The 20,010-nt window shown below is 58.8% G+C and carries 21 protein-coding genes; 14 read left to right on the top strand and 7 right to left on the bottom strand.

Annotated features, from left to right (window positions below; translation table 11 throughout):
- Positions 1-116: 116 nt before the first annotated feature.
- The 3 genes from ACODR9_RS06645 to ACODR9_RS06635 are packed head-to-tail and all read left to right on the top strand — an operon-like array spanning position 117 to position 3,034.
- Positions 117-2,093, top strand: a complete 1,977-nt coding sequence (locus ACODR9_RS06645; RefSeq protein WP_488808331.1) for a peptidase U32 family protein — start codon at positions 117-119, stop codon at positions 2,091-2,093.
- A gap of 10 nt (positions 2,094-2,103) precedes the next feature.
- On the top strand, positions 2,104-2,517 hold the full coding sequence (locus tag ACODR9_RS06640) for a YkgJ family cysteine cluster protein (protein WP_488808330.1): 414 nt from the start codon (positions 2,104-2,106) through the stop codon (positions 2,515-2,517).
- A 52-nt stretch (positions 2,518-2,569) separates the two neighbouring features.
- Complete coding sequence (locus tag ACODR9_RS06635; RefSeq protein ID WP_488808329.1) at positions 2,570-3,034, top strand: DMT family transporter; 465 nt, start codon at positions 2,570-2,572, stop codon at positions 3,032-3,034.
- Between the two features lie 73 nt (positions 3,035-3,107).
- Here the strand turns inward: ACODR9_RS06635 and ACODR9_RS06630 are convergent, their stop codons facing one another.
- From ACODR9_RS06630 to ACODR9_RS06620, 3 genes are all read right to left on the bottom strand, one after another.
- Positions 3,108-3,566 (bottom strand): glycine zipper family protein, encoded by a 459-nt coding sequence (locus ACODR9_RS06630; protein WP_488808328.1) that lies wholly within the window; start codon positions 3,564-3,566, stop codon positions 3,108-3,110.
- Between the two features lie 15 nt (positions 3,567-3,581).
- A complete protein-coding gene (locus ACODR9_RS06625; protein ID WP_488808327.1) occupies positions 3,582-4,007 on the bottom strand; it encodes a hypothetical protein in 426 nt (141 codons plus the stop codon).
- Positions 4,008-4,091: 84 nt separating this feature from the next.
- On the bottom strand, positions 4,092-4,580 hold the full coding sequence (locus ACODR9_RS06620; protein WP_488808326.1) for a Spy/CpxP family protein refolding chaperone: 489 nt from the start codon (positions 4,578-4,580) through the stop codon (positions 4,092-4,094).
- 213 nt (positions 4,581-4,793) lie between these two features.
- Between ACODR9_RS06620 and ACODR9_RS06615 the strand changes: the two genes are divergently transcribed.
- The 5 genes from ACODR9_RS06615 (at position 4,794) to ACODR9_RS06595 (ending at position 7,974) form a co-directional block, all read left to right on the top strand.
- Positions 4,794-5,072, top strand: a complete 279-nt coding sequence (locus ACODR9_RS06615) for a VF530 family protein (RefSeq protein ID WP_488808325.1) — start codon at positions 4,794-4,796, stop codon at positions 5,070-5,072.
- Positions 5,073-5,182: 110 nt separating this feature from the next.
- On the top strand, positions 5,183-5,794 hold the full coding sequence (gene gstA / locus ACODR9_RS06610; RefSeq protein WP_488808324.1) for a glutathione transferase GstA: 612 nt from the start codon (positions 5,183-5,185) through the stop codon (positions 5,792-5,794).
- Between the two features lie 103 nt (positions 5,795-5,897).
- Complete coding sequence (locus ACODR9_RS06605) at positions 5,898-6,251, top strand: nucleotide pyrophosphohydrolase (RefSeq protein ID WP_488808322.1); 354 nt, start codon at positions 5,898-5,900, stop codon at positions 6,249-6,251.
- A gap of 91 nt (positions 6,252-6,342) precedes the next feature.
- Positions 6,343-7,077, top strand: coding sequence for an NAD-dependent protein deacylase (locus ACODR9_RS06600; RefSeq protein WP_488808321.1), 735 nt, complete (start codon positions 6,343-6,345; stop codon positions 7,075-7,077).
- Between the two features lie 93 nt (positions 7,078-7,170).
- On the top strand, positions 7,171-7,974 hold the full coding sequence (locus ACODR9_RS06595) for a mechanosensitive ion channel family protein (protein ID WP_488808320.1): 804 nt from the start codon (positions 7,171-7,173) through the stop codon (positions 7,972-7,974).
- Positions 7,975-8,202: 228 nt separating this feature from the next.
- On the opposite strand, the gene ACODR9_RS06590 is transcribed toward ACODR9_RS06595, so the two are convergent.
- Positions 8,203-9,417, bottom strand: coding sequence for a cyclic di-GMP phosphodiesterase (locus tag ACODR9_RS06590; protein WP_488808319.1), 1,215 nt, complete (start codon positions 9,415-9,417; stop codon positions 8,203-8,205).
- Positions 9,418-9,597: 180 nt separating this feature from the next.
- On the opposite strand from ACODR9_RS06590, the gene ACODR9_RS06585 reads away from it, so the two are divergent.
- From ACODR9_RS06585 to pyrI, 5 genes are all read left to right on the top strand, one after another.
- Positions 9,598-9,852, top strand: a complete 255-nt coding sequence (locus ACODR9_RS06585) for a YkgJ family cysteine cluster protein (protein ID WP_488808317.1) — start codon at positions 9,598-9,600, stop codon at positions 9,850-9,852.
- 194 nt (positions 9,853-10,046) lie between these two features.
- Positions 10,047-12,122, top strand: coding sequence for a methyl-accepting chemotaxis protein (locus tag ACODR9_RS06580; RefSeq protein WP_488808315.1), 2,076 nt, complete (start codon positions 10,047-10,049; stop codon positions 12,120-12,122).
- 78 nt (positions 12,123-12,200) lie between these two features.
- Positions 12,201-12,404, top strand: a complete 204-nt coding sequence (locus tag ACODR9_RS06575) for a hypothetical protein (RefSeq protein ID WP_488808314.1) — start codon at positions 12,201-12,203, stop codon at positions 12,402-12,404.
- A 60-nt stretch (positions 12,405-12,464) separates the two neighbouring features.
- Positions 12,465-13,385: an aspartate carbamoyltransferase gene (pyrB, locus tag ACODR9_RS06570; RefSeq protein WP_488808312.1), complete on the top strand. Its 921-nt coding sequence runs from the start codon at positions 12,465-12,467 to the stop codon at positions 13,383-13,385.
- An 18-nt stretch (positions 13,386-13,403) separates the two neighbouring features.
- Positions 13,404-13,862 (top strand): aspartate carbamoyltransferase regulatory subunit, encoded by a 459-nt coding sequence (pyrI, locus tag ACODR9_RS06565; protein WP_089082426.1) that lies wholly within the window; start codon positions 13,404-13,406, stop codon positions 13,860-13,862.
- Between the two features lie 309 nt (positions 13,863-14,171).
- Here pyrI and ACODR9_RS06560 read toward each other — a convergent pair whose 3' ends face one another.
- Together ACODR9_RS06560 and ACODR9_RS06555 are read right to left on the bottom strand one after the other, a co-directional pair.
- Positions 14,172-14,684, bottom strand: coding sequence for a GNAT family N-acetyltransferase (locus tag ACODR9_RS06560; RefSeq protein ID WP_488808311.1), 513 nt, complete (start codon positions 14,682-14,684; stop codon positions 14,172-14,174).
- A gap of 53 nt (positions 14,685-14,737) precedes the next feature.
- The gene (locus ACODR9_RS06555; RefSeq protein ID WP_488808309.1) at positions 14,738-15,634 is read right to left on the bottom strand and encodes an NYN domain-containing protein; all 897 of its coding nucleotides are present in this window, start codon (positions 15,632-15,634) and stop codon (positions 14,738-14,740) included.
- A 160-nt stretch (positions 15,635-15,794) separates the two neighbouring features.
- Here ACODR9_RS06555 and ACODR9_RS06550 point away from each other — a divergent pair, with 160 nt between their 5' ends.
- Positions 15,795-16,034 carry a hypothetical protein gene (locus tag ACODR9_RS06550; RefSeq protein ID WP_045845953.1) on the top strand — a complete coding sequence of 80 codons (240 nt, stop codon included), beginning with the start codon at positions 15,795-15,797 and terminating at the stop codon, positions 16,032-16,034.
- A gap of 149 nt (positions 16,035-16,183) precedes the next feature.
- Here the strand turns inward: ACODR9_RS06550 and ACODR9_RS06545 are convergent, their stop codons facing one another.
- Positions 16,184-19,660 (bottom strand): indolepyruvate ferredoxin oxidoreductase family protein, encoded by a 3,477-nt coding sequence (locus tag ACODR9_RS06545; protein WP_488808308.1) that lies wholly within the window; start codon positions 19,658-19,660, stop codon positions 16,184-16,186.
- Between the last annotated feature and the right edge of the window lie 350 nt (positions 19,661-20,010).

The following is a 20,010-nucleotide window of genomic DNA, read 5'->3' as shown; positions in this document are numbered from 1 at the left end:
TACGGTGCGATCTTTGCTTGTGGCTATCTATAAGCCACTGATTACGTTATAATTCCGCCCCTTCCTGCCACAGGTTCTTGTGGCAGGAAAGCCCTATTTACACGTCAGGAATTGTCATGAGTCTGTTGTCGCACCAGATCGAACTGCTGTCTCCCGCCAAAACGGCTGAAATCGGCCGTGAAGCCATTTTGCATGGTGCGGATGCGGTGTATATCGGCGGTCCCGGTTTTGGTGCCCGGCACAATGCCAGTAACAGCCTGGAAGACATTGCCAGCCTGACGCAATTTGCCCACCGCTACCACGCGCGCATTTTTGCCACGCTTAACACCATCTTGCATGACGCCGAGCTGGAAGCGGCGCGCAAGCTGATCTGGCAGCTGTACGACGCCGGGGTGGATGCGCTGATCATCCAGGACATGGGCATCCTGCAGATGGATTTGCCGCCCATCCAGCTGCATGCTTCCACCCAGTGCGATATCCGCGATGCCGACAAGGCGCGCTTTCTGGCTGATGCTGGCCTGTCGCAGCTGGTGCTGGCGCGCGAGCTGAGCATTCCCGACATCAAGCGTATTGCCGCCCGCGTTGGTGATGCCGCCACCATCGAATATTTCATTCATGGCGCGCTGTGCGTGGCCTTCTCCGGCCAGTGCTTCATCAGCCATGCCGATACCGGCCGCAGCGCCAACCGTGGCGATTGCTCGCAAGCCTGTCGCCTGCCTTACACCCTGACTGACAAGGACGGCGGCGTGGTGGCCTTCGACAAGCATTTGCTGTCGATGAAGGACAATAACCAGAGCCAGAACCTGGAAGCCTTGCTGGATGCCGGGGTACGTTCGCTCAAGATTGAAGGCCGCTACAAGGACGTGAGTTATGTGAAGAACATCACCGCGCACTACCGCCTGCTGCTGGATGAAATCATCGAACGCCGTCCGGAACTGGCGCGCGCCTCCAGCGGCAGCAGCGAAATCTTCTTTGCGCCCGATCCGGACAAAACCTTCCACCGTGGCAGCACCGACTACTTTGCCACTGGCCGCAAAATCGACATCGGCGCCTTTGATTCGCCCAAATTCGTTGGCGTAGCGCTGGGCGTGGTGCACAAGGTGGGGCCGGACTGGCTGGAAATTGCCACTCCGGAAACCATGAGCAATGGCGACGGCATCAACTTCATGAAAAAGCGTGAAGTGGTGGGCATGCAGCTCAATACCGTGAAGCAGATCGGCCATGTGCCGGGCGGCGACTTGCTGTGGCGCTGCCAGCCGAATGATCCGGCCTTGTTGCAGGGCCTGAAGCCGGGTACCGATTTGTGCCGCAACCGCGACCACGCCTGGGAGCTGGCGCTGCTGAAGAAGTCGGCCGAGCGCAAGGTGGGCGTATGGCTGACGCTGGACGAACAGGCCGATGGCCTGCGCCTGACCGTGACCGACGAGGATGGCTGTAGCGCCACCGCCAGCGCCGTGCTGGCGCTGGAGCCAGCCAAGGATGCCGCCAAGGCGGAAAGCGGCCTGCGTGACAACTTGGCCAAGCTGGGCAACACCATGTTCGTGGCCAATGATGTGGCACTGAACCTAAGCCAGCCCTGGTTTGTACCGGCCTCCGCCATTAATGCCTTGCGGCGCGAGGCCATCGAGCAGCTGGAACAAGCCCGGCTGACGGCCTGGGTGCGCCCGCCGCGCAAGCTGGCGGTGGAGCCGCCGGTGGAGTATCCGGAAAAGACGCTCAGCTATCTGGCCAATGTTTACAATCAGCTGGCCTGGCAGTTTTACCGCAAGCACGGTGTAGAAGTGATTGATGCGGCTTACGAAGCGCATCAGGAAGAGGGCGAAGTCAGCCTGATGATTACCAAGCACTGCCTGCGCTTCTCCTACAACCTGTGTCCCAAGCAGGCCAAGGGCGTGAAGGGCGTGATGGGCCAGGTGCGTGCCGAGCCGATGACGCTGAAATCCGGCAATGAAACCTACACGCTGAAATTCGAGTGCCGCCCCTGTGAAATGCATGTGATGGGCAAGATGAAAAAGCACATCCTGAAAGCGCCGGCGCCCAGCGAGATTCCCTATACCGCGCCGCTGACCTTCTTCAAGCAACGTCCGCAATAAGGCAGGCAAGATGGCGGATATCGAAAGACTGGAAACCTGGGTCAAGTACAAGAACGGCCTGTGCAGCGACTGTATGGGCAGTTGCTGCTCGATGCCGGTGGAAGTGCGCCTGCCGGATTTGGTGCGTATGGGCGTAGTGGACGAGTTTGAGCTGGAAGAGCCAATCAAGAACATTGCCAAGCGGCTGGAAAAGCAGCGGGTGATCCAGCATTTCAATTTCAAGCATGGCATCTTCACCCTGATGCGGCGCGCCAATGGTGACTGCCACTATCTGGATCAGCAAACCCGGCTGTGTACCATTTACGCGCAGCGGCCCAATACCTGTCGCAATCATCCCAAGATTGGCCCCAAGCCGGGTTTTTGTGCCTATACCCGTAACCCCAAGGCTGCGCGCCCGGTGCAGCCGGTGAAGCTATCTGGTTGATGTGGCGGCGGTTTCACGTGAAACCACGCTTATTTCCAAGCAAAGGACAAGCATGAATTCCGTTTTTGCCCTGATGGCCTTTGCCATTGGTGTGGTGGTACCCCTGCAAGCGGCGATCAACAACCAGCTCAAGCTCTTGCTGGCTGGCAGCACCGTGCTGGCCGCCATGATTTCCTTTGCTGTCGGAACCATCAGTCTGGCCTTGCTGGCCGTATTCAGCGGCCAGAAATTCAGCGGGCTGACCCAGCTGGCACGTGGCGAATGGTGGATGTTTGTCGGCGGCCTGCTGGGTGCCTTCTTCGTATTTGGTACCACCTTGCTGGCCCCCCGGCTGGGCGTGGCCACCATGCTGTCGCTGATCATTGCCGGACAGGTGTGTGCGTCCTTGCTGTTCGACCGTTTCGGCTGGCTGTCCATGCCGCTGCGCGACATCAACCTGCCACGGCTGGCAGGGGCGGCGCTGGTGGTGGCGGGGGTGCTGCTGGTGAATTTTGGCGACAAGTGGTTTGGCCGTTGATGCGCTAAGCCAAGCACAGCATGCGAAAGGGGCTGGTCTTTCAGACCAGCCCCTTTGTCTGTGTACTGCCTGATCAGGGCATACGCGGCGGCGGATAGTAAGGCGAACTGTAGCGCTGCTGGCCGGGAAGCTGATTACCCTTGGCATACATGCACTGGCTGTAGGCCAGGTTGTAGCGGTACTGGGCATCGCGCCCGCTGTAGCCTGCTTCACCGCTACCGGCGGCAGTACCGGCAATCAGGCCCACCCCGGCACCGACACCGGCCCCGTGATGGCCACCCATCAAGGCACCTGCTGCCGCACCCACCGCAGTACCCAGCGCCATATTGCCCGCCATGGCATTTGTAGATGCGTCGGCACTGCTGCCACCGCTGCTGGCTTCAGCATACTGGCGGCATTGCTGTTCTTCCTGGGCAAATACCTCGAATGGTTTGCCCGCCGCTGGCATGACTGCAACCGTGGGGCCGAGTGGCACTGTGCTGCATGCACTCAGGCCGATGGCTACCAGTGGCAACCACAACAGTTTGTTCATGATGGTAAGTCCTGCTTATCGGGGTGGTTGTGCCGGCACGGTTTTCCAGCCGCCGGGACATTCACTGACGTAGGGGTAGTACTGCTTGACCGCCTTGCAGTAGTACCAGACCTGGGCCGGAGGCGGGCTGGCTACTTCGGCTGGGGGTGGCGGTGTTGCCGGAACCTCCGGGATGGCCGGCGTGGTGACTACCACGGGCGGTACATAGGGGTCGGGATAGGGATAGACCGGTGCGCTATACCAGTACCAGGTCCCTCCGCTGATCCACCACCAGCCTAAGCGGCCACGGTAGTAACCGTGGTTCCAGTAACCATCGTGCCAGTGTGCAAAATGCGGTGGTCCATCGTAGTAAACACCACGGTGTGCCTGGGCGGCCGGCGCCGCCGCCAGCATCATGCCGGATAAGACGGCCAGGCCGGCAAGGCGTGTCAGAGTATGCATGGCAGTTTCCTTACTTCTGCTGCCACTGCCAGAGTAGGCAGTGACAGCAGAAGCGGTAACAGCGGTGAAGGATTCATTGCTGACTTAGGGTGCCGAAGCCGGGCGCGGGTGCGGCATGCGGTGTTGCATGCCGGTGTGCATGCGCTGGCCTTCCTGGTCAAACTGCTTTTGCTGCTCAGGTGTCAGTTGCTGGTACAGCGCCTTGGTGGCTGCCACGTGCTTCTGCATCATGTCCAGATGCTGTTGCATCATTTTCAGATGACCATCCAGTTGTTCTGGCAGCTTGGCATCCGGTTTGAGCGGTGTCTGGGTTTGGGTTGGCAGCGGCTTGATGGCGGCAATATAGGTTTTCCATGCGGCCTCCTGCGCTGGCTGAATCTTCAGCTTGTCATGCAGCATCTGCAGGTGTTTTTCCATCATGGCTTCGCGCTTGGCCGGGTCCATCTGCCACATGTGGGCAGCCATGCCCTTGCCGCCCATGGCACAATCATCACTCTTGCCCATGGCATGGACAGTGGTAGCGGCTGCGCCGCCCAGGAGGCCGACAATCAACAGCGATTTGATCAGTTTCATGGTGCTTTTCCTCGTGCAGGTAAAAGGGGATAAGTGCAGTATCGATGGCAGATGTCAGCCAAATATTGCGTCAGCCGGGCTAATTGTTAGCAATGATGAATGCAAGTCTGCCCCGGCTGCCTGGGTGGTGCTGGCCGATCAGCCGCCATGCGGCTACACTGCGTCGGTTTCCCCGGCAGCAGCAAGCCTGCTGTCCATCACAGGATGATAGGCATGAGTGATACACAAGCCAGCGACCCGATGCACGGCATGACGCTGGAAAAGATTCTGCAGGCGCTGGTAGAGCACTTTGGCTGGCCGGAACTGGGCAGGCGCATTGAGATCCGCTGTTTCAATCATGAGCCCAGCATCAAATCCAGCCTGGTTTTTTTGCGCCGCACACCCTGGGCGCGCAGCCAAGTGGAAGCCTTGTTTGTCGAAATGAAAACCCGTCCGCCAACAGCGCGTGGTACGGATATGCGGCCCAGGCTGTTTTCTGCGCGGCAGAAGTAAGCAAAAACGGGCTGCTTGAAAATGGTGGCATGCTGCCCCAATTGCAGTAGATGGTGGTGCCAAAGACATAGCAGGCACCTTGCTGCAGGTTCTGTTGACCAGGAGATGGAATGAAACTCTACTACTCGCCGGGAGCCTGCTCCCTGTCGCCGCATATCGTGTTGCATGCCAGCGGCCTGCCGTTTAGCGTGGAAAAGGTGAATCTGCGTGTTAATCCGCATCTGACTGCCAGTGGCGTGGAGTTTGCCAGCATCAGTGCCAAGGGCTATGTCCCGGCCTTGCAGCTGGAAGACGGCACCGTGCTGAGTGAAGGCGTGGCCATTGTGCAATACCTGGCTGATCTGGTGCCGGAACGCAAGCTGGCCCCGGCCAATGGCACGTTGGCGCGCTACCGGCTGCAGGAATGGCTGAACTACATTGCCACCGAAATCCACAAGAGCTTTTCGCCGCTGTTCTACCCCGGCAGTGATGAAGTGAAGCAGGCCGCCTGGGACAAGCTGTGTAACCGTTTTGGCGTAATTGAGGCCCAACTGGCCCAAACACCCTATCTGCTGGGCGATGATTTCTCGGTAGCCGATGCCTATCTGTTTACCTGCCTTAACTGGGCAGCAATGGTGCAGCGCTCGCTGGCGGAATTCCCGGCCATCAGCGCGTTCATGAACCGCGTCCATGCACTGCCGGCAGTTCAGTCTGCGCTGAAGGATGAAGGTTTGCTGCGCTGAATCCGTTGCAGCATGATCAACCGCGCCCGCCATTGCCTGCGGGCGTTTTGTTTTGATAGGGCAGCGCGGTTTCACGTGAAACACGGGCTGCAGGAGCAAATGGATGACAGAGCAGCCCTTGATTGAAACCGCCGCGCTGGAAGCGGCCTTGCAGCAGTTTGCTGATGCGCGCGACTGGCAGCGCTTTCACACACCGCGCAATCTGATGCTGGCGCTGACCGGAGAAGTTGGCGAACTGGCAGAAATCTTCCAGTGGTTGACCGACGAGGAAGTATCGCGCCTGGCCGATGACCCGACGCGCTTTACCCATCTGCAGGAGGAAGTGGCCGATGTGCTGCTGTATCTGGTGCGGCTGGCCAGCGTGATGAAACTGGATATCAATGCAGCCGTGCGCGACAAGCTGGCCAAAAACGCCCGCAAGTACCCAGCCCCCGGTGCGCAAGCACAGCGTATTTGATGCTGGGCAAATCCCGTGCGGCAGATTTTTGCTGTCCGTGACCGCCTGGCCTAAGCTGGGCGGCAATAATAATCCTCAAGGGGAGACAGCAATGCAACAGGCAATGGCGCAGTTGGCCGCTGCCATCAGGCAGGCCGGCCATATCGCGGTACTGAGCGGTGCTGGCATGAGTACCGAGTCAGGCATTCCCGATTTCCGTTCTGCCAAAGGCTTGTGGCAGCAAGGCCTGCGGCTGGAAGAACTGGTGTCCATCGACTACTTCCGTGCCGATCCCGAAGCGTTCTGGCACAGCTTCAAGCAGCTGTTCCATACCAAGTTGCTGGGCAATTACCAGCCCAATGCCGGGCATCAGTTTCTGGCCTGGCTGGAAGAGGGGGGCAAGCAGGTATCGGTGCTGACCCAGAACATCGATGGCCTGCACGGCGTGGCCGGAAGCCGCCAAGTATCCGAGCTGCACGGTACGCTACGCACGGCCAGCTGTCCGTCCTGCGGGCGGAAGCAGGGGCTGGACTACATTAACCACCATGTGCTGCCGCTGTGTACCTACTGCATGGATGTGCTGAAACCGGATGTGGTGCTGTATGGCGAGCCGGTACCGCTGATTGAGCATGCCTTTCAGGTGGCGGTGTCAGCAGATTTGCTGCTGGTGCTGGGCTCTTCGCTGGAAGTGTCCCCGGTCAACCAGATTCCGCTGGAAGCAGCACGCGCCGGGGTGATGACTGCACTGATCAATTACACCCCCACCCGCATGGACCGGGTGTTCGACCTGACGATACAGGCCGGTATTGGCGATACCTGCCAGCAACTGCGCAGCCAGCTGGGCTGAACAGGCCGCAGTGCCAGACCGCGCTGGCTGGCAATTTATCGGCAGCCATTCTATTTTTAAGTGTTTTCTACCAATTGCTTAAATAGGATGGCCATGACAGACATCAACTGGACCCACTGGGGTGATCTGGCGGTACAAGCCGGCATCAATATTGTTTCGGCCATTGTGCTGTGGGTGGTCGGGCGCTGGTTAATCGGCCTGGCAGGCCGACTGATGGACGAACAGCTGGTTGCCCGCAAACTGGACCCCACCCTGCGCCGTTACGCCCATTCTTTCCTGTCTGTCAGCCTGACCGTGATACTGGTGATTGCCATGCTGGGCTTCTTTGGCGTACAGACGGCCAGCTTTGCCGCCATCATTGGCGCTGCCGGGGTGGCTATCGGTCTGGCATGGAGTGGCCTGCTGGCCAATTTTGCTGCCGGCATCTTCCTGGTGGTGCTACGGCCATTCAAGGTGGGTGATGTAGTGAGTGTGGCCGGTATCAGCGGCACGGTGCGTGAAGTGGGGCTGTTTTCCACCATCATCGACACCTCGGATAATGTGATGACCCTGATCGGTAACAACAAGATATTTTCCGACAACATCCAAAACTTCAGTGCCAACGCCTACCGGCGGGTGGATTTGAAAGCCCAGCTGGCGGGCAGTGCCGATCATGCCCAGGCCATCAGCCTGCTGCGCGACAAGATTGCCGCCATTCCCAATGTGCTAACCGAGCCTGCCCCCACCGTTGCGCTGCTGGAATTCAGCAATCTGGGACCGGTGCTGGCGGTGCGGCCGTATTGCCAGCCAGCCGATTACTGGCAGGTGTATTTCGACAGCAACCGGGTGATTCGCGAAACGCTGGCCGAGGCCGGTTTCCCCAGCCCCGAGCATGCGATGGTGGTGCGCCAGGGCTGAAGATGATTCCGGGCTTCAGATTATCGACAAACCCTTCTTGCTTTCTGAAAAGAAAGCGAGGCTCGCTGCTTCAATTGGCAGGCTAAGGGCGGGAGGACAGGAAATAGACGGGAAGGCTACGGTAGCAATCACTTAGCTGGAAGGCCCGGCTTTGCCAGATCCGGTGCAATCGCACCCAATAAGCTTCTTGGCAGCCTGCAGCCCTGATGATTCAGGGCTTTTTTACGGCTAAAGAAAACGCAGCGGGTCGATGCGCCACTTGCCGGGTGACTCATGGCTGACAATCTTGTCGCCGCCGCCGGCACCCAGGCCGCGTGACAGGTCCACCACTTCCGGTGGGATATAGGTATTGCTCTTGGTGCTGAAAAATACCTTCACCTTGGGCGATACCAGATTATTGTCATTCTGTTCGATCACCACCCCCAGTTTGCCGCTTTCCAGGCGTACCAGCGTGCCGATGGGATAAATGCCGATACAACGCATGAAGGCCTGCACCAGCACCGGGTTGAAGTGGAACTTGGACCACTCGAAAATCTTGCGCAAGGCATCAGTAGGCGGCATCCCCTTGTGGTAGCAGCGATCCGAAGTCAGCGCATCGTACACATCCACAATTGCCGCCATCTGGCCCAATTGGGAGATTTCCTCGCCTTTGAGCCCTTCGGGGTAGCCGCTGCCATCATGGCGTTCGTGATGTTGGGCTGCCACCTTCACCGCCGTGTCGGAAATACCCTGGGTGGCCAGCAGAATCTGCTTGCTTTCCACCACATGGCATTTCATCACCGCGAATTCCTGCTCGGTGAGCTTGCCCGGCTTGTTGAGGATGCTGTCCGGCACCTTCATCTTGCCGATATCGTGCAGCATGCCGCCAATGCCGGCGTGGTGGATCACCTCGCGGCTCATGTTCATGGCCTGGCAAAAGCTCACCATCAGCGCGCCCACGCTAACCGAATGCTGAAAGGTGTAATTGTCCTTGTCCTTGATGCGGCACAGCGACAGCAAGGCACCGCCGTTGCGCAGGATGGAGGTGGTCATCTTTTCGATTGCTGGCTCCACCATCTCCAGCTGCACCTGTTTGCCCAGCCGGACATCCTGCAGGATGCTGCGCACGATCAGGTTGGCTTCGTTGTGAATCAGCTGGGCGCGGCCAAACTCTGCCGCTGCGTCCACCTGGCGCTCTGCCGGGGCTTCGCGGCTGGCCAGGTTGATGATTTCCTGTTCCAGCTTGTGTTTGACTTCGGAAACCGTCGGGGCATGGGCTAAGTCCATGCCTTTTTCGGTATCGATGTAGACTTCGTGAATACCGGCATCGGCGATCTTGTGAATGGCGCTTTCATCCTTAACCAAGAAGCGTTTCAGCAAGAATGGATGTGACATCCAGTCGCAGTTCAGGTCGTGGATGTACATGCCTACCCGAAGGTCGGACACGTCGATGCACTTGATCATTACTTGGGCTCTGACTGGTTGGCAGTGGGGCGGTGCTGCACGATGTTATGAGAATGAAGGCAAGACACAATGTCTTAATTGTAAATTATCTTCGCTGGCTTGGCTGGCAAGCTTGCGCTGGCAAGTGTCGGCTTTGTGGTATGGTGGCGCACTTTTTCTGCTGCCTTCAGGCTTGAAACCATGGAATGCCGCCTTCATTGTGGAGCCTGCTGCATCGCTCCTTCCATTTCTTCTCCCATTCCGGGCATGCCAGAAGGCAAGCCCGCTGGGGTGCGCTGCATCCAGCTGGACAGCAATAATCTGTGCCTGTTGTTTGGGCATCCCGAGCGGCCTGCAGTCTGTGCCGGTTTGCAGCCTTCTATGGAAATGTGCGGTGAAAGCAACAGTCAGGCAATGTACTGGCTGAGCGAGCTGGAAGCCAGAACGGCACCGTAAGGCATTGTTATTAAAATAATAATGTATTTGTGGTTTGTGGATTTAGCGTTTCCCCTGATTGTGCCGCTGCATGCTTTTTGATCACAAACTGACCACCACTTAACGATATCCCCCAATATGTTAAAGAGTTTGTGTCAAGACAGAGCTGGCTTGCGCCAGACTCATGCGTAGAAATAGCGCTCGGGGAAATGGGTATGGCAACGGAAAAATGGGGTCATCTGAGTACGCGGATCATCGTGGTGGCAGCTGCAGCCATCGCGGTGGGTTTTGCCGTGATGATTGGCTTGATTGCCTGGCAAAGCTATTCGGCGGCGGTGGATGTTGGTTACCGGCTGGCATCGGAACAGGCCAGCAGCTATGCCAAGGATGCGCAAAACGATTTTGACAAGGGCTTCACCCTGCCGCATCACCTGGCAGATGCCATTCTCGGTATCAAGCGGGCTGCTGCGCCGGATCGCAAGCATGCCGACAATATGATCCAGCAATTGCTGGATGCCGCACCGCAATCCGTCGGACTGTGGATGTTGTGGGAGCCCAATGCCTTTGACGGCAACGACAATGCCTTCCGTCTGGACTGGCCGCGCCACGATCCTACTGGCCGCTACCAGCCTTACGTCACCAAGAATGCCCAGGGCAAGGCCCAGATGGATGTGATGATGTCGGCCGACCGGGTGAAGGAATTCCCCAAGTTCAAGGATCACCCGGAAACCTATCAGCCTGATTACGAAAAAACCGGCTGGGGTGATTTTTACTATGTGCCCAAACAGCGTGGCCGCGACACCATTACCGAACCTTATCCCTACGAGGTGCAGGGCAAGATGGTGCTGGAAAGCTCGCTGGCGGTGGTAATGAAAGATGCTGCCGGCAAAATGCTGGGCGTATCTGCTACCGATGTTGCGCTGGACCAGCTGCAAAAACGCTTTGGGGCCATTCATCTGAACGACACCGGCTATATCCGCATGGTGTCCGAAGGCGGGCTGTATGTGGTAACGGCCAAGGCCGAGCTATTGGGCAAGCCGGTACCCAAGGACGATGCCCTGGCATCCCATCTGGAGCAAATCAAGAAGGGCGAGCCCTTTATCTATGAAGACGGTGGCTTCACCCACTTTTTCCGCCCGGTGAAAGTGGCTGATACCGGCCAGTTCTGGGCGCTGGGCGTATCCATTCCTACCGCTGCCATTACGGCAGATGCAAAAAAACAGTGCCTGACCGCCATCCTGATTGGCGTCGTGGCGCTGGTGGTGATTCTGCTGGTACTCACCGCGGTGGTACGGGCGTTGACGCGACCGCTCAACCAGCTGGCCGATACCATGGACCAACTGGCATCGGGACGTGGCGACCTGACCATCCGCATGCAGATTGCCAACCGTGACGAAATCGGCCGCACCGCCGAAGCCTTCAACCGCTTTATCGGCAGCCTGCGCGACATGTTTGTCGAAGTGCGCCAGCAGAGCCACGAGGTTAGCGTGGCAGCGGCCAGCCTGGCTGAGTCTGCCGTTCAGGTGCAACAGGCATCGTCCAGCCAGTCGGATGCGGCCAGTGCTACCGCAGCCGGGGTGGAGCAGGTAACGGTAAGCGTGCACCACATTGCCGATACCGCAGAAGAAGCCGAACACACCGCACGCGAAACCGGCGAACTCACCGCGCAAAGCGTGGCCACGGTGACGCGCATTACCGGCGAAATCGAACGCATGACCAGCAGCATGCAGGCACTGGCCGAGCGTATGAACGGACTGGGTGAGCGCTCGGAAGAAGTCAGCACCATTGTGCGGGTGATCAAGGACATTGCCGACCAGACCAATCTCTTGGCGCTCAATGCCGCCATCGAGGCCGCGCGTGCCGGTGAAATGGGGCGCGGCTTTGCGGTGGTGGCCGACGAAGTGCGTAATCTGGCTGGCCGCACGGCAGAAGCCACGGTACAGATTACCCGCATCGTCAATGCCATTGGCAGCGAAACCCGTGATGCCGTGGACGATGTGAAAAACAGCCGTGACCAGGTCAGCCAGAGCGTGGCGATTGCCGCCGAAGCCAATCAGGCGATGAGCACGGTACTGGGCCGCAGTCAGGGCTTGGTGGCCAGCATCGTGGACATTGCCGCCTCTACCCGCGAGCAATCATCGGCCAGCCAGGAAATCGCCCAGAACGTGGAACGCATCAGTGCCATGGCCCAAAGCAATAGCGACGTGGTGCAGCAGGTGTCCGATTCGGTGGCGCAATTGCGCGAGCTGTCCGCCAATCTGGAAAGCCTGGTCAGCAATTTCAAGCTGTAGCCATCCACAGGCACACAGCCCAACGCCACCCTGCGGGGTGGCGTTTTGTTTGGCGGCTGGGTCAGCATGATTGGGGTCATGGAATTGGCAAAATGCGACACTGCTCTTATCAAGCCGGGTGGTTTGGGATTAGAATCTCGGGGTTTGTTCGGAGGAGCTGTCTTGTCACCATTTGCAGTTGTTGTCATTCGCCTCACCACCACCGCTTACGGTGGCGCAAAAGCGTTGCTGCAAGGACTGACCGTTCCCGAACCCCAGCTATTCCAGAAAAAAAGCTCCTGATTGCTCAGGGGCTTTTTTTTTATGGGTAAAAAATAATTCGCAGAATCAAGGACCCCTATCATGGCAAACCCGCTTTATCGGAAACACATCATTTCCATCCCCGATTTTTCACGCGAGGAGCTTGAGCTCGTGGTGGAAACGGCGGGCAAGCTCAAACGTGAGCCGCGCAACGACCTGTTGCAGGGCAAGCTGGTGGGCAGCTGCTTCTTTGAACCGTCCACCCGTACCCGGCTGTCTTTTGAAACCGCTGTGCAACGCCTGGGCGGCGACATCATCGGTTTTGCCGACGGTGGCAATACCAGCGCCAAGAAGGGTGAAACCCTGGCCGACTCCATCAAGATCATCAGCTCCTACGCCGATGCGGTGGTGATGCGCCACCCCAAAGAGGGTGCTGCGCGACTGGCCAGTGAGTTTTCCAGCGTGCCGGTGATCAACGGTGGCGACGGCTCCAACCAGCATCCCACGCAAACCCTGCTGGACCTGTTCACCATCCGTGAAACCCAGGGCACGCTGGAAAACCTCACCATCGCCTTTGTTGGCGACCTGAAATACGGTCGTACCGTGCATTCGCTGACCCAGGCGCTGTCGCTGTTTGGTGCACGCTTCTACTTTGTGGCACCAGAACAGCTGGCGATGCCGGACTACATCTGCGAAGAGCTGGACGAAAAGGGCATTGAATACACCCTGGTGGACAGCCTGGACGATGTGATTCCGCTGGTGGACATCATGTACATGACCCGCGTGCAGCGCGAGCGTTTTGACGAGGCCGAGTTCAAGAAGATCCAGGGCCAGTTTGTGCTGCGCGCCGACATGCTCAAGAGCGCACGTACCAATATGAAGGTGATGCACCCGCTGCCACGCGTGGATGAAATCACTGTGGATGTGGATGCCACGCCGCATGCCTATTACTTCGAGCAAGCCAAGAACGGTGTGTATGCCCGTCAGGCGTTGCTGTCGCTGGTACTGAACGAAACCGTCTAAATCAGGGAAGAAACCATCATGCAATACACCCGTACCGTCGAAGCCCTGAAACAAGGCACCGTTATCGACCACATCCCGGCCGGGCAGGGCGTTAACATCCTGCGCCTGTTCAAGCTGGCCGAAACCGGCGAGCGCATTACCGTGGGCCTGAACCTGTCCTCGCGCCACATGGGGGCCAAGGACATCATCAAGGTGGAAAACGTTGCCCTGACTGAAGAGCAGGCCAACGAACTGGCGCTGTTTGCCCCCAAGGCCACGGTAAACGTGATCGACAATTTTGAAGTGGTGAAGAAGCACAAGCTGGAATTGCCGGAAAGCATTGAAGGCATTTTTGCCTGCCCTAACTCCAATTGCATCTCGCATGCCGAGCCGGTAAAGAGCTTTTTCTCGGTACGCGCCCACGCCAAGGACATCAAAATGAAATGCAAGTATTGCGAAAAGGTGTTCAGTAAGGATATTGTTGCAGTCGTGCGCTAAGTCGTGCAGAGGAAGAGAATAGAGAACTTCAAGAACGGACGCTGTTTCAACAGCGCAGTAGCAGAACAGAAAACGCCGCAGGGGACTGCGGCGTTTTTCTTTATTCTCGCCTTCGGTAAAGAAGGCGAGGCTCCCTTACCGGGTAAGGGCGGGGGGAAAGGGAGTAGACGGGAAGGCTGTCGGATCAACATGTTTATGGAGAGGCCCGGCTTTGCCGGGTCCCGTGGATGAGTAGCAAATCATATTGCCAACAGCCTGACGCCGCAGGGGACTGCGGCGTTTTTCTTTTTTATCAATACCTTGTGTACTTTACTCCGGGCCGTCGCTCTGGCCATCGATGAATTTTTGCATGTAGACCAGGTCCAGCCAGCGGCCAAACTTGAAGCCCACTTGCGGCAGTACACCTACCTGGATAAAGCCCAGCTTTTGGTGAAAGCGGATTGAGGCTTCGTTGGCAGCATCCACCGCACCCAGCATGGTGTGCTTGCCCAGTGCCTGGGCTCGTGGAAACAGCGCACTCACCAGCGCACTGCCGATGCCCTTGCCACGGGCGGCCGGGGTCAGATGCACACTGTGCTCCACAGTAAAGCGAAAGCCCGGGCGTGGGCGGAAATCGCCAAAACTGGAAAAGCCCAGAATCACGCCGTTTTCTTCTGCCACCAGCACCGGATAGCCCGCTGCCAGTCGGTCCTGGAACCAGATGGCAAATTCGCCCGGGTTGAGCGGGTCGTCATTGTAGATGGCGGTGGAGGTGGCAATTACCTCGTTGTAGATATCCAGAATGACGGCCAGGTCTTCCAGCTTGGCATCACGTATCTGCATGTTGTCTCCTGTTGCAATCGGGTCTGCGTTGCGGCGTACAGCACGCGGGTGGATCAGCCCTTGGCTGCCGGGGTGTCGGCCTTTTTGCGCGGGGTGCGCTTCTTGCGTGCTGCGGTAGTGGCTGGTGCGGCGGGTGCTTCTGCAACAGGAGCAGGAGTACTGGCGGCCACCGGCAGGGTGTCGATGCTGTCTGCTTCTTTCAGGCGGATTTCGCTGTGCAGCTTGGAGCCGTTGCGCTGTTCCTGCACGGTGAGGAAATCCAGCTTCTTCACCATTTGCGACAGGCGGGAATGACCATAATTACGCGGGTCGAATGAGGGGTCGTTTTTGGCGATGTAAGACCCTACTGCGGAGAGTTCGGCCCAGCCGCTTTCGCGCGCCACTGCGTCAATGGCCGAGGTGAACATGGCTTGCAGCGGGTGGATTTCCTTTTGTACTACCGGTTTGCTCTTGCTCTGGCGGGTGTTGCGCGTTTTGGGTTTGTCGCTGACGGCCACGGGTGCCTGCGGTTTTTCCGGGCGCAGGATTTCGGTGAACACAAACTTGTCGCAGGCGGCAATGAAGGGACGCGGGGTCTTGGATTTTTCCCCGATGCCGATGACAGTCAGCCCGCCTTCGCGCAGGCGGGTGGCCAGCCGGGTGAAGTCGCTGTCGGATGACACCAGGCAAAAACCATCGAAATTGCCGGTGTACAGCAAATCCATGGCGTCGATGATGAGGGCCGAGTCGGTGGAGTTCTTGCCGCTGGTGTAAGCAAATTGCTGGATGGGGTGAATGGCGTGCTTGTGTAATACCTCTTTCCAGCTCTTGAGCTGGGTGGTGGTCCAGTCGCCATAGGCGCGCTTGACGATGGCCGTACCGTACTTGGCCACTTCGGCCAACAGTTCGGCGGTGAGGCTGGCCTGGGCGTTGTCGGCATCAATCAGGACGGCAAGTTTGCGGTTTTCCATGCGGCAGCTTCCAGTGGAGGTATGCAGCCATGCTAAGCCGCAGCCGTGCTGCCGTCAAAAGCCACAAGCGGTTTGATCGCAATTTCATGATGCATTGCACAAGGCTGGCACGGGGATTGCTGTGAATAAAGTGGCATATCGCCCAACAGGAGGTTTCGCCATGCCTTTCTTTTCAAGCCCGCGCAAGCATACCCCGGCTGTGCAAAAAACCAGTGATATCGTGATGTTTAACTACCGTCGCCCGGTACGTGCCCGCCAGGTGGCACTGGGTAGCAATGGCAGGCTGTGGCTGGTGGAGGCGCTGGATGCGGTACACGGCATCTGGGTCTGGCAGGATGAGTACAACGGTGTAGACCAGGCGCTGGATGAAGCGCGCCGCCTGAGCCTGATGCTGTCCTGATGGCGCAGCGTGGGTTTGCACGTAGCGGCACTGCCTTGAAACAGTGCAGTGATTCACCAGAACCGGGATTTTCTGATCAAAAAAAGGGCGCGGATGTTGTCATCCGCGCCTGAACCACCCTCATTTACTGCTACAACACTCACAAACCCTTAAGCTACTTTGCGTTTGCCGGCCTGCTGGCGAAATTGCTCCAGCAAAGTTTTCTGCTTGTCACTGGCCTGGCGGTAAGCCGCGTCCTTGATGTGGCCAAAGCCACGAATTCCCTCATAGACCTTTACCAGCTCGCTGGCTGTCGCCAGGTTGTCCAGGCTCAGCCCGGATAGCAGAGTAGTAATCAGCTGCTCGAATTCACCGATCAAGCGGCGTTCCAGCTTGCGGTCGGCCTGCCAGCCAAACGGGTCCAGCGCCGTGCCGCGCAGGAAGCGCAGGCGGGCCAGCAACTTCATGCCCTTGAACAGCCACGGGCCGAAGGCAATTTTCTTGGCCACGCCACCGGTGACCCAGCTGGCGCCAATGTGAAAACGCAGCTGGTAATCACCGTCGAACTGGCTGGCAAGCTCGCGCAGGAAGTCGCCGTCGGTATACAGGCGGGCTACTTCGTACTCGTCCTTGTAGGCCAGTACGTGGAAGTAGGCACGGGCCACCGCCAGTGCCAGCGCCGTGCTGGCCGGGTTGATGGCCTGTTCGGCAGCCTGCACCTTGCCTACCAGCGCCTTGTAGCGCTCGGCCAGGGCCTGGTTCTGGTAGTTTGTCAGCTCCTTGGCACGGTGATGCAACACGCCATCCAGCGTTTCACGTGGAACAAACTGCACCACGGAGGACGGGTTGGTCAGTGCCTCCACCCGGCCCGGATCGTGGGCGGCGTGACGGCCCCAGATAAAGGCCTGCTGATTGAATTTCACCGCCGCGCCATTCAGGCGGATGGCCTCCATCAGCGCTTCTTCGCTGACCGGCACCAAACCCTTCTGCCAGGCGTAACCCAGCATGAACATATTGCTGGCGATGGCATCGCCCATCAGCGCGGTGGCCAGACGGGTGGCGTTAACCTCCCAGAAGCGGCCCACCCCTACCGATTCGATCACTGCATCTTTCATGGCGCGGCTGGGGAAGCGCACGTCCGGGTTTTTCAGAAAGGCGCTGGTGGGCGACTCGTAACTGTTGATGATGGCGTGGCTGAAGCCTTCGCGCATTTTGGCCAAGGCTTCTTCGGCAGCGGTAACCACCAGATCACAGCCCAGCACCAGGTTGGCATCACCGGCAGCAATGCGCACGGCGTGTAGTTGTTGCTGGCTGTTGGCAATGCGCACGTGCGACCACACCGAGCCGCCTTTTTGCGCCAGGCCTGCCATGTCCAGTACGGTGACGCCCTTGTTGTCCAGATAAGCAGCCATGCCCAGTACCTGGCCGATGGTGACCACACCGGTGCCGCCCACGCCGGTAATCATGATGCTGAACGGGTCGTTAAGCGCCGGAATTTGTGGCGCGGGCAGGGCGGGCATGCTGTCCAGCGTGGCGGCTGCGCCGCTTTGCTTTTTCAGCTTGCCGCCTTCCACGGTGACAAAGCTGGGGCAGAAGCCTTCCACGCAGGAGTAGTCCTTGTTGCAGCTGGACTGGTCGATCTTGCGTTTGCGGCCCAGCGCGGTTTCCACCGGCAGCACCGACAGGCAGCCGGATTTCTTGCTGCAATCACCACAGCCTTCGCACACTTTTTCATTGATGAAGGCGCGCTTGGCCGGGTCGGGGTATTCCCCGCGTTTGCGGCGGCGGCGTTTTTCGGCGGCACAGGTCTGGTCGTGAATCAGCACCGTGGTGCCTGCGGTTTCACGCAGTTCTTTTTGCAGGCGATCCAGTTCGCGGCGGTGGAACACGTCCACACCCGGTGCCAGCCCCTGCATGCCTTGGTACTTGTCCGGTTCGTCGCTGGTGATGACGATGCGCTGTACGCCTTCGGCAGCCAGCTGGCGGGTAATCATCGGCACATCCAGGTAGCCGTCCACATGCTGGCCGCCGGTCATGGCCACGGCATCGTTGTACAGCAGCTTGTAGGTGATGTTGACCTTGGCGGCCACGGCGGCGCGGATGGCCAGCAGGCCGGAGTGGAAGTAAGTGCCGTCGCCCAGATTGGTGAAGATGTGCTTGGTGTTGGTAAACGGTGCCTGGCCTACCCAGGTAATGCCCTCGCCACCCATCTGGGTGAAGGTTTTGGTGCTGTCGCCTTCAATCCAGTGCGCCATGTAGTGGCAACCGATACCGGCCACGGCGCGGCTGCCTTCCGGCACGCGGGTGCTGGTGTTGTGCGGACAGCCGGAGCAGTAATGCGGCACGCGGGCGATGGATTCGCGCGGCTTTACCAGTTGGGCTTCTTTTTCGTCGTAAAACTTCAGCCGGTCGTGAATCACCGGGCTGTCAAAAATCAGCGCCAGCCGGCTGGCAATGGCGCGGGCAATCATCGCCGGAGTCAGCTCGCCGGCGGCGGGCAGCAGCCAGTCGCCATGCGGCAAGGCCCATTCGCCTTTTTCGGCAAACTTGCCCACCACACGCGGGCGTACGTCGTCGCGCCAGTTGTACAGCTGTTCCTTCAACTGGTATTCGATGATCTGGCGCTTTTCTTCCACCACCAGAATTTCATCCAGCCCTTCGGCAAAGTGGCGCACGCCTTCCGGCTCCAGCGGCCACACCATGCCCACCTTGAAGATGCGCAGGCCGATGTCGGCGGCCAGGGCTTCGTCGATGCCCAGGTCGTCCAGTGCCTGCATCACGTCCAGATAACTCTTGCCACAGGTGATGATGCCCAAACGCGGCTTGGGCGAATCCAGCGTGATGTGGTTGAGCTTGTTGGCGCGGGCGTAGGCCAGTGCAGCGTACAGGCGGTGGTGCAGCACGCGTTTTTCCTGCACCAGCGGCGGGTCGGGCCAGCGGATGGACAGGCCGCCTTCCGGGATGGGGAAGTCCTGCGGAATGACAAAGTTGAAGCGTTCCGGCGAAATGTCCACCACCGCCGAGCTTTCGATGGTGTCGGAAATGGCCTTGATGGAAACCCAGCAGCCGGAGTAGCGGCTCATCGCCCAGCCGTGCAGGCCGAAGTCGATGACTTCCTGCACGCCGGACGGGGACAGCACCGGAATCATGCTGGCGGCGAGGATGTGGTCGGACTGGTGCGGGAAAGTGGAGGACTTGGCCGCGTGGTCGTCACCGGCCACCAGCAGCACACCGCCCTTGGCACTGGTGCCCGCCACGTTGCCATGCTTGATCACGTCACCGGAGCGGTCCACACCGGGGCCTTTGCCATACCACATGGCGTACACGCCATCGTACTTGGCCCCCTCGAACATATTGACCTGTTGTGTGCCCCATACGGCGGTAGCGGCCAGGTCTTCGTTCAGGCCGGGGTGGAACACCACATTGTGTTGCTTGAGATAGGGCTCGGCCTTTTGCATGGTCTGATCGACATTGCCCAGCGGCGAACCACGATAGCCGGTGACATAGCCGGCGGTATTCAGCCCGGCGGCACGGTCCAGCTCCTGTTGCAGCATGGGCAGACGCACCAGCGCCTGAATGCCGGTCATCAGCACCTGGCCGGTGGCGGCGGTGTATTTTTCTTCCAGATCAACATGACGGATCGACATGGTTTCTCCTCCTGCCGCTCAGGTCTTGCCCGGTAAGGTGGCCGGGGTGGCCTGCGGCTTGTTCTCGCTTGTGGCGGTGGCGGGTTTTCAGCAGGGGAAAACACGCGCCTTTCTCTATGTTGTAGGCCGGAATCATGCCGGGCGGTGTGTTTTTGCGCGGGCATGCAGACAGGGTCCATGTGGCGGAATGTAGCTTACGTTTACGTCAACGTCAAAGGTGTTGACGCATAGTCTGGTCAACTGCGGCGATTGTGCCAGTGCAGCATGCGGACACAGGCCGACGCGGGCCTATTGTTTGCCATCCAGAACAGGGTGTTACCACGGAAGCGGTATCTTCACTGCCTTCAAGC

Source organism: Aquitalea sp. FG25 (genome assembly GCF_057809375.1).
Note: the sequence above shows the minus strand (reverse complement) of the source record. Positions and strands in the feature narration are given on the sequence as shown.

Bases quoted from the DNA above. Each gene is read 5' to 3' on its own strand.
- ACODR9_RS06580 (WP_488808315.1), top strand. From the start codon at position 10,047: ATGGCAACGGAAAAATGGGGTCATCTGAGTACGCGGATCATCGTGGTG.
- ACODR9_RS06545 (WP_488808308.1), bottom strand. From the start codon at position 19,660: ATGTCGATCCGTCATGTTGATCTGGAAGAAAAATACACCGCCGCCACC.
- ACODR9_RS06630 (WP_488808328.1), bottom strand. From the start codon at position 3,566: ATGAACAAACTGTTGTGGTTGCCACTGGTAGCCATCGGCCTGAGTGCA.
- ACODR9_RS06635 (WP_488808329.1), top strand. From the start codon at position 2,570: ATGAATTCCGTTTTTGCCCTGATGGCCTTTGCCATTGGTGTGGTGGTA.
- ACODR9_RS06625 (WP_488808327.1), bottom strand. From the start codon at position 4,007: ATGCATACTCTGACACGCCTTGCCGGCCTGGCCGTCTTATCCGGCATG.
- ACODR9_RS06560 (WP_488808311.1), bottom strand. From the start codon at position 14,684: ATGCAGATACGTGATGCCAAGCTGGAAGACCTGGCCGTCATTCTGGAT.
- ACODR9_RS06620 (WP_488808326.1), bottom strand. From the start codon at position 4,580: ATGAAACTGATCAAATCGCTGTTGATTGTCGGCCTCCTGGGCGGCGCA.
- ACODR9_RS06640 (WP_488808330.1), top strand. From the start codon at position 2,104: ATGGCGGATATCGAAAGACTGGAAACCTGGGTCAAGTACAAGAACGGC.
- gstA (WP_488808324.1), top strand. From the start codon at position 5,183: ATGAAACTCTACTACTCGCCGGGAGCCTGCTCCCTGTCGCCGCATATC.
- ACODR9_RS06645 (WP_488808331.1), top strand. From the start codon at position 117: ATGAGTCTGTTGTCGCACCAGATCGAACTGCTGTCTCCCGCCAAAACG.
- ACODR9_RS06555 (WP_488808309.1), bottom strand. From the start codon at position 15,634: ATGGAAAACCGCAAACTTGCCGTCCTGATTGATGCCGACAACGCCCAG.
- pyrI (WP_089082426.1), top strand. From the start codon at position 13,404: ATGCAATACACCCGTACCGTCGAAGCCCTGAAACAAGGCACCGTTATC.
- ACODR9_RS06550 (WP_045845953.1), top strand. From the start codon at position 15,795: ATGCCTTTCTTTTCAAGCCCGCGCAAGCATACCCCGGCTGTGCAAAAA.
- pyrB (WP_488808312.1), top strand. From the start codon at position 12,465: ATGGCAAACCCGCTTTATCGGAAACACATCATTTCCATCCCCGATTTT.
- ACODR9_RS06615 (WP_488808325.1), top strand. From the start codon at position 4,794: ATGAGTGATACACAAGCCAGCGACCCGATGCACGGCATGACGCTGGAA.
- ACODR9_RS06600 (WP_488808321.1), top strand. From the start codon at position 6,343: ATGCAACAGGCAATGGCGCAGTTGGCCGCTGCCATCAGGCAGGCCGGC.
- ACODR9_RS06605 (WP_488808322.1), top strand. From the start codon at position 5,898: ATGACAGAGCAGCCCTTGATTGAAACCGCCGCGCTGGAAGCGGCCTTG.
- ACODR9_RS06595 (WP_488808320.1), top strand. From the start codon at position 7,171: ATGACAGACATCAACTGGACCCACTGGGGTGATCTGGCGGTACAAGCC.
- ACODR9_RS06575 (WP_488808314.1), top strand. From the start codon at position 12,201: ATGGAATTGGCAAAATGCGACACTGCTCTTATCAAGCCGGGTGGTTTG.
- ACODR9_RS06585 (WP_488808317.1), top strand. From the start codon at position 9,598: ATGGAATGCCGCCTTCATTGTGGAGCCTGCTGCATCGCTCCTTCCATT.
- ACODR9_RS06590 (WP_488808319.1), bottom strand. From the start codon at position 9,417: ATGATCAAGTGCATCGACGTGTCCGACCTTCGGGTAGGCATGTACATC.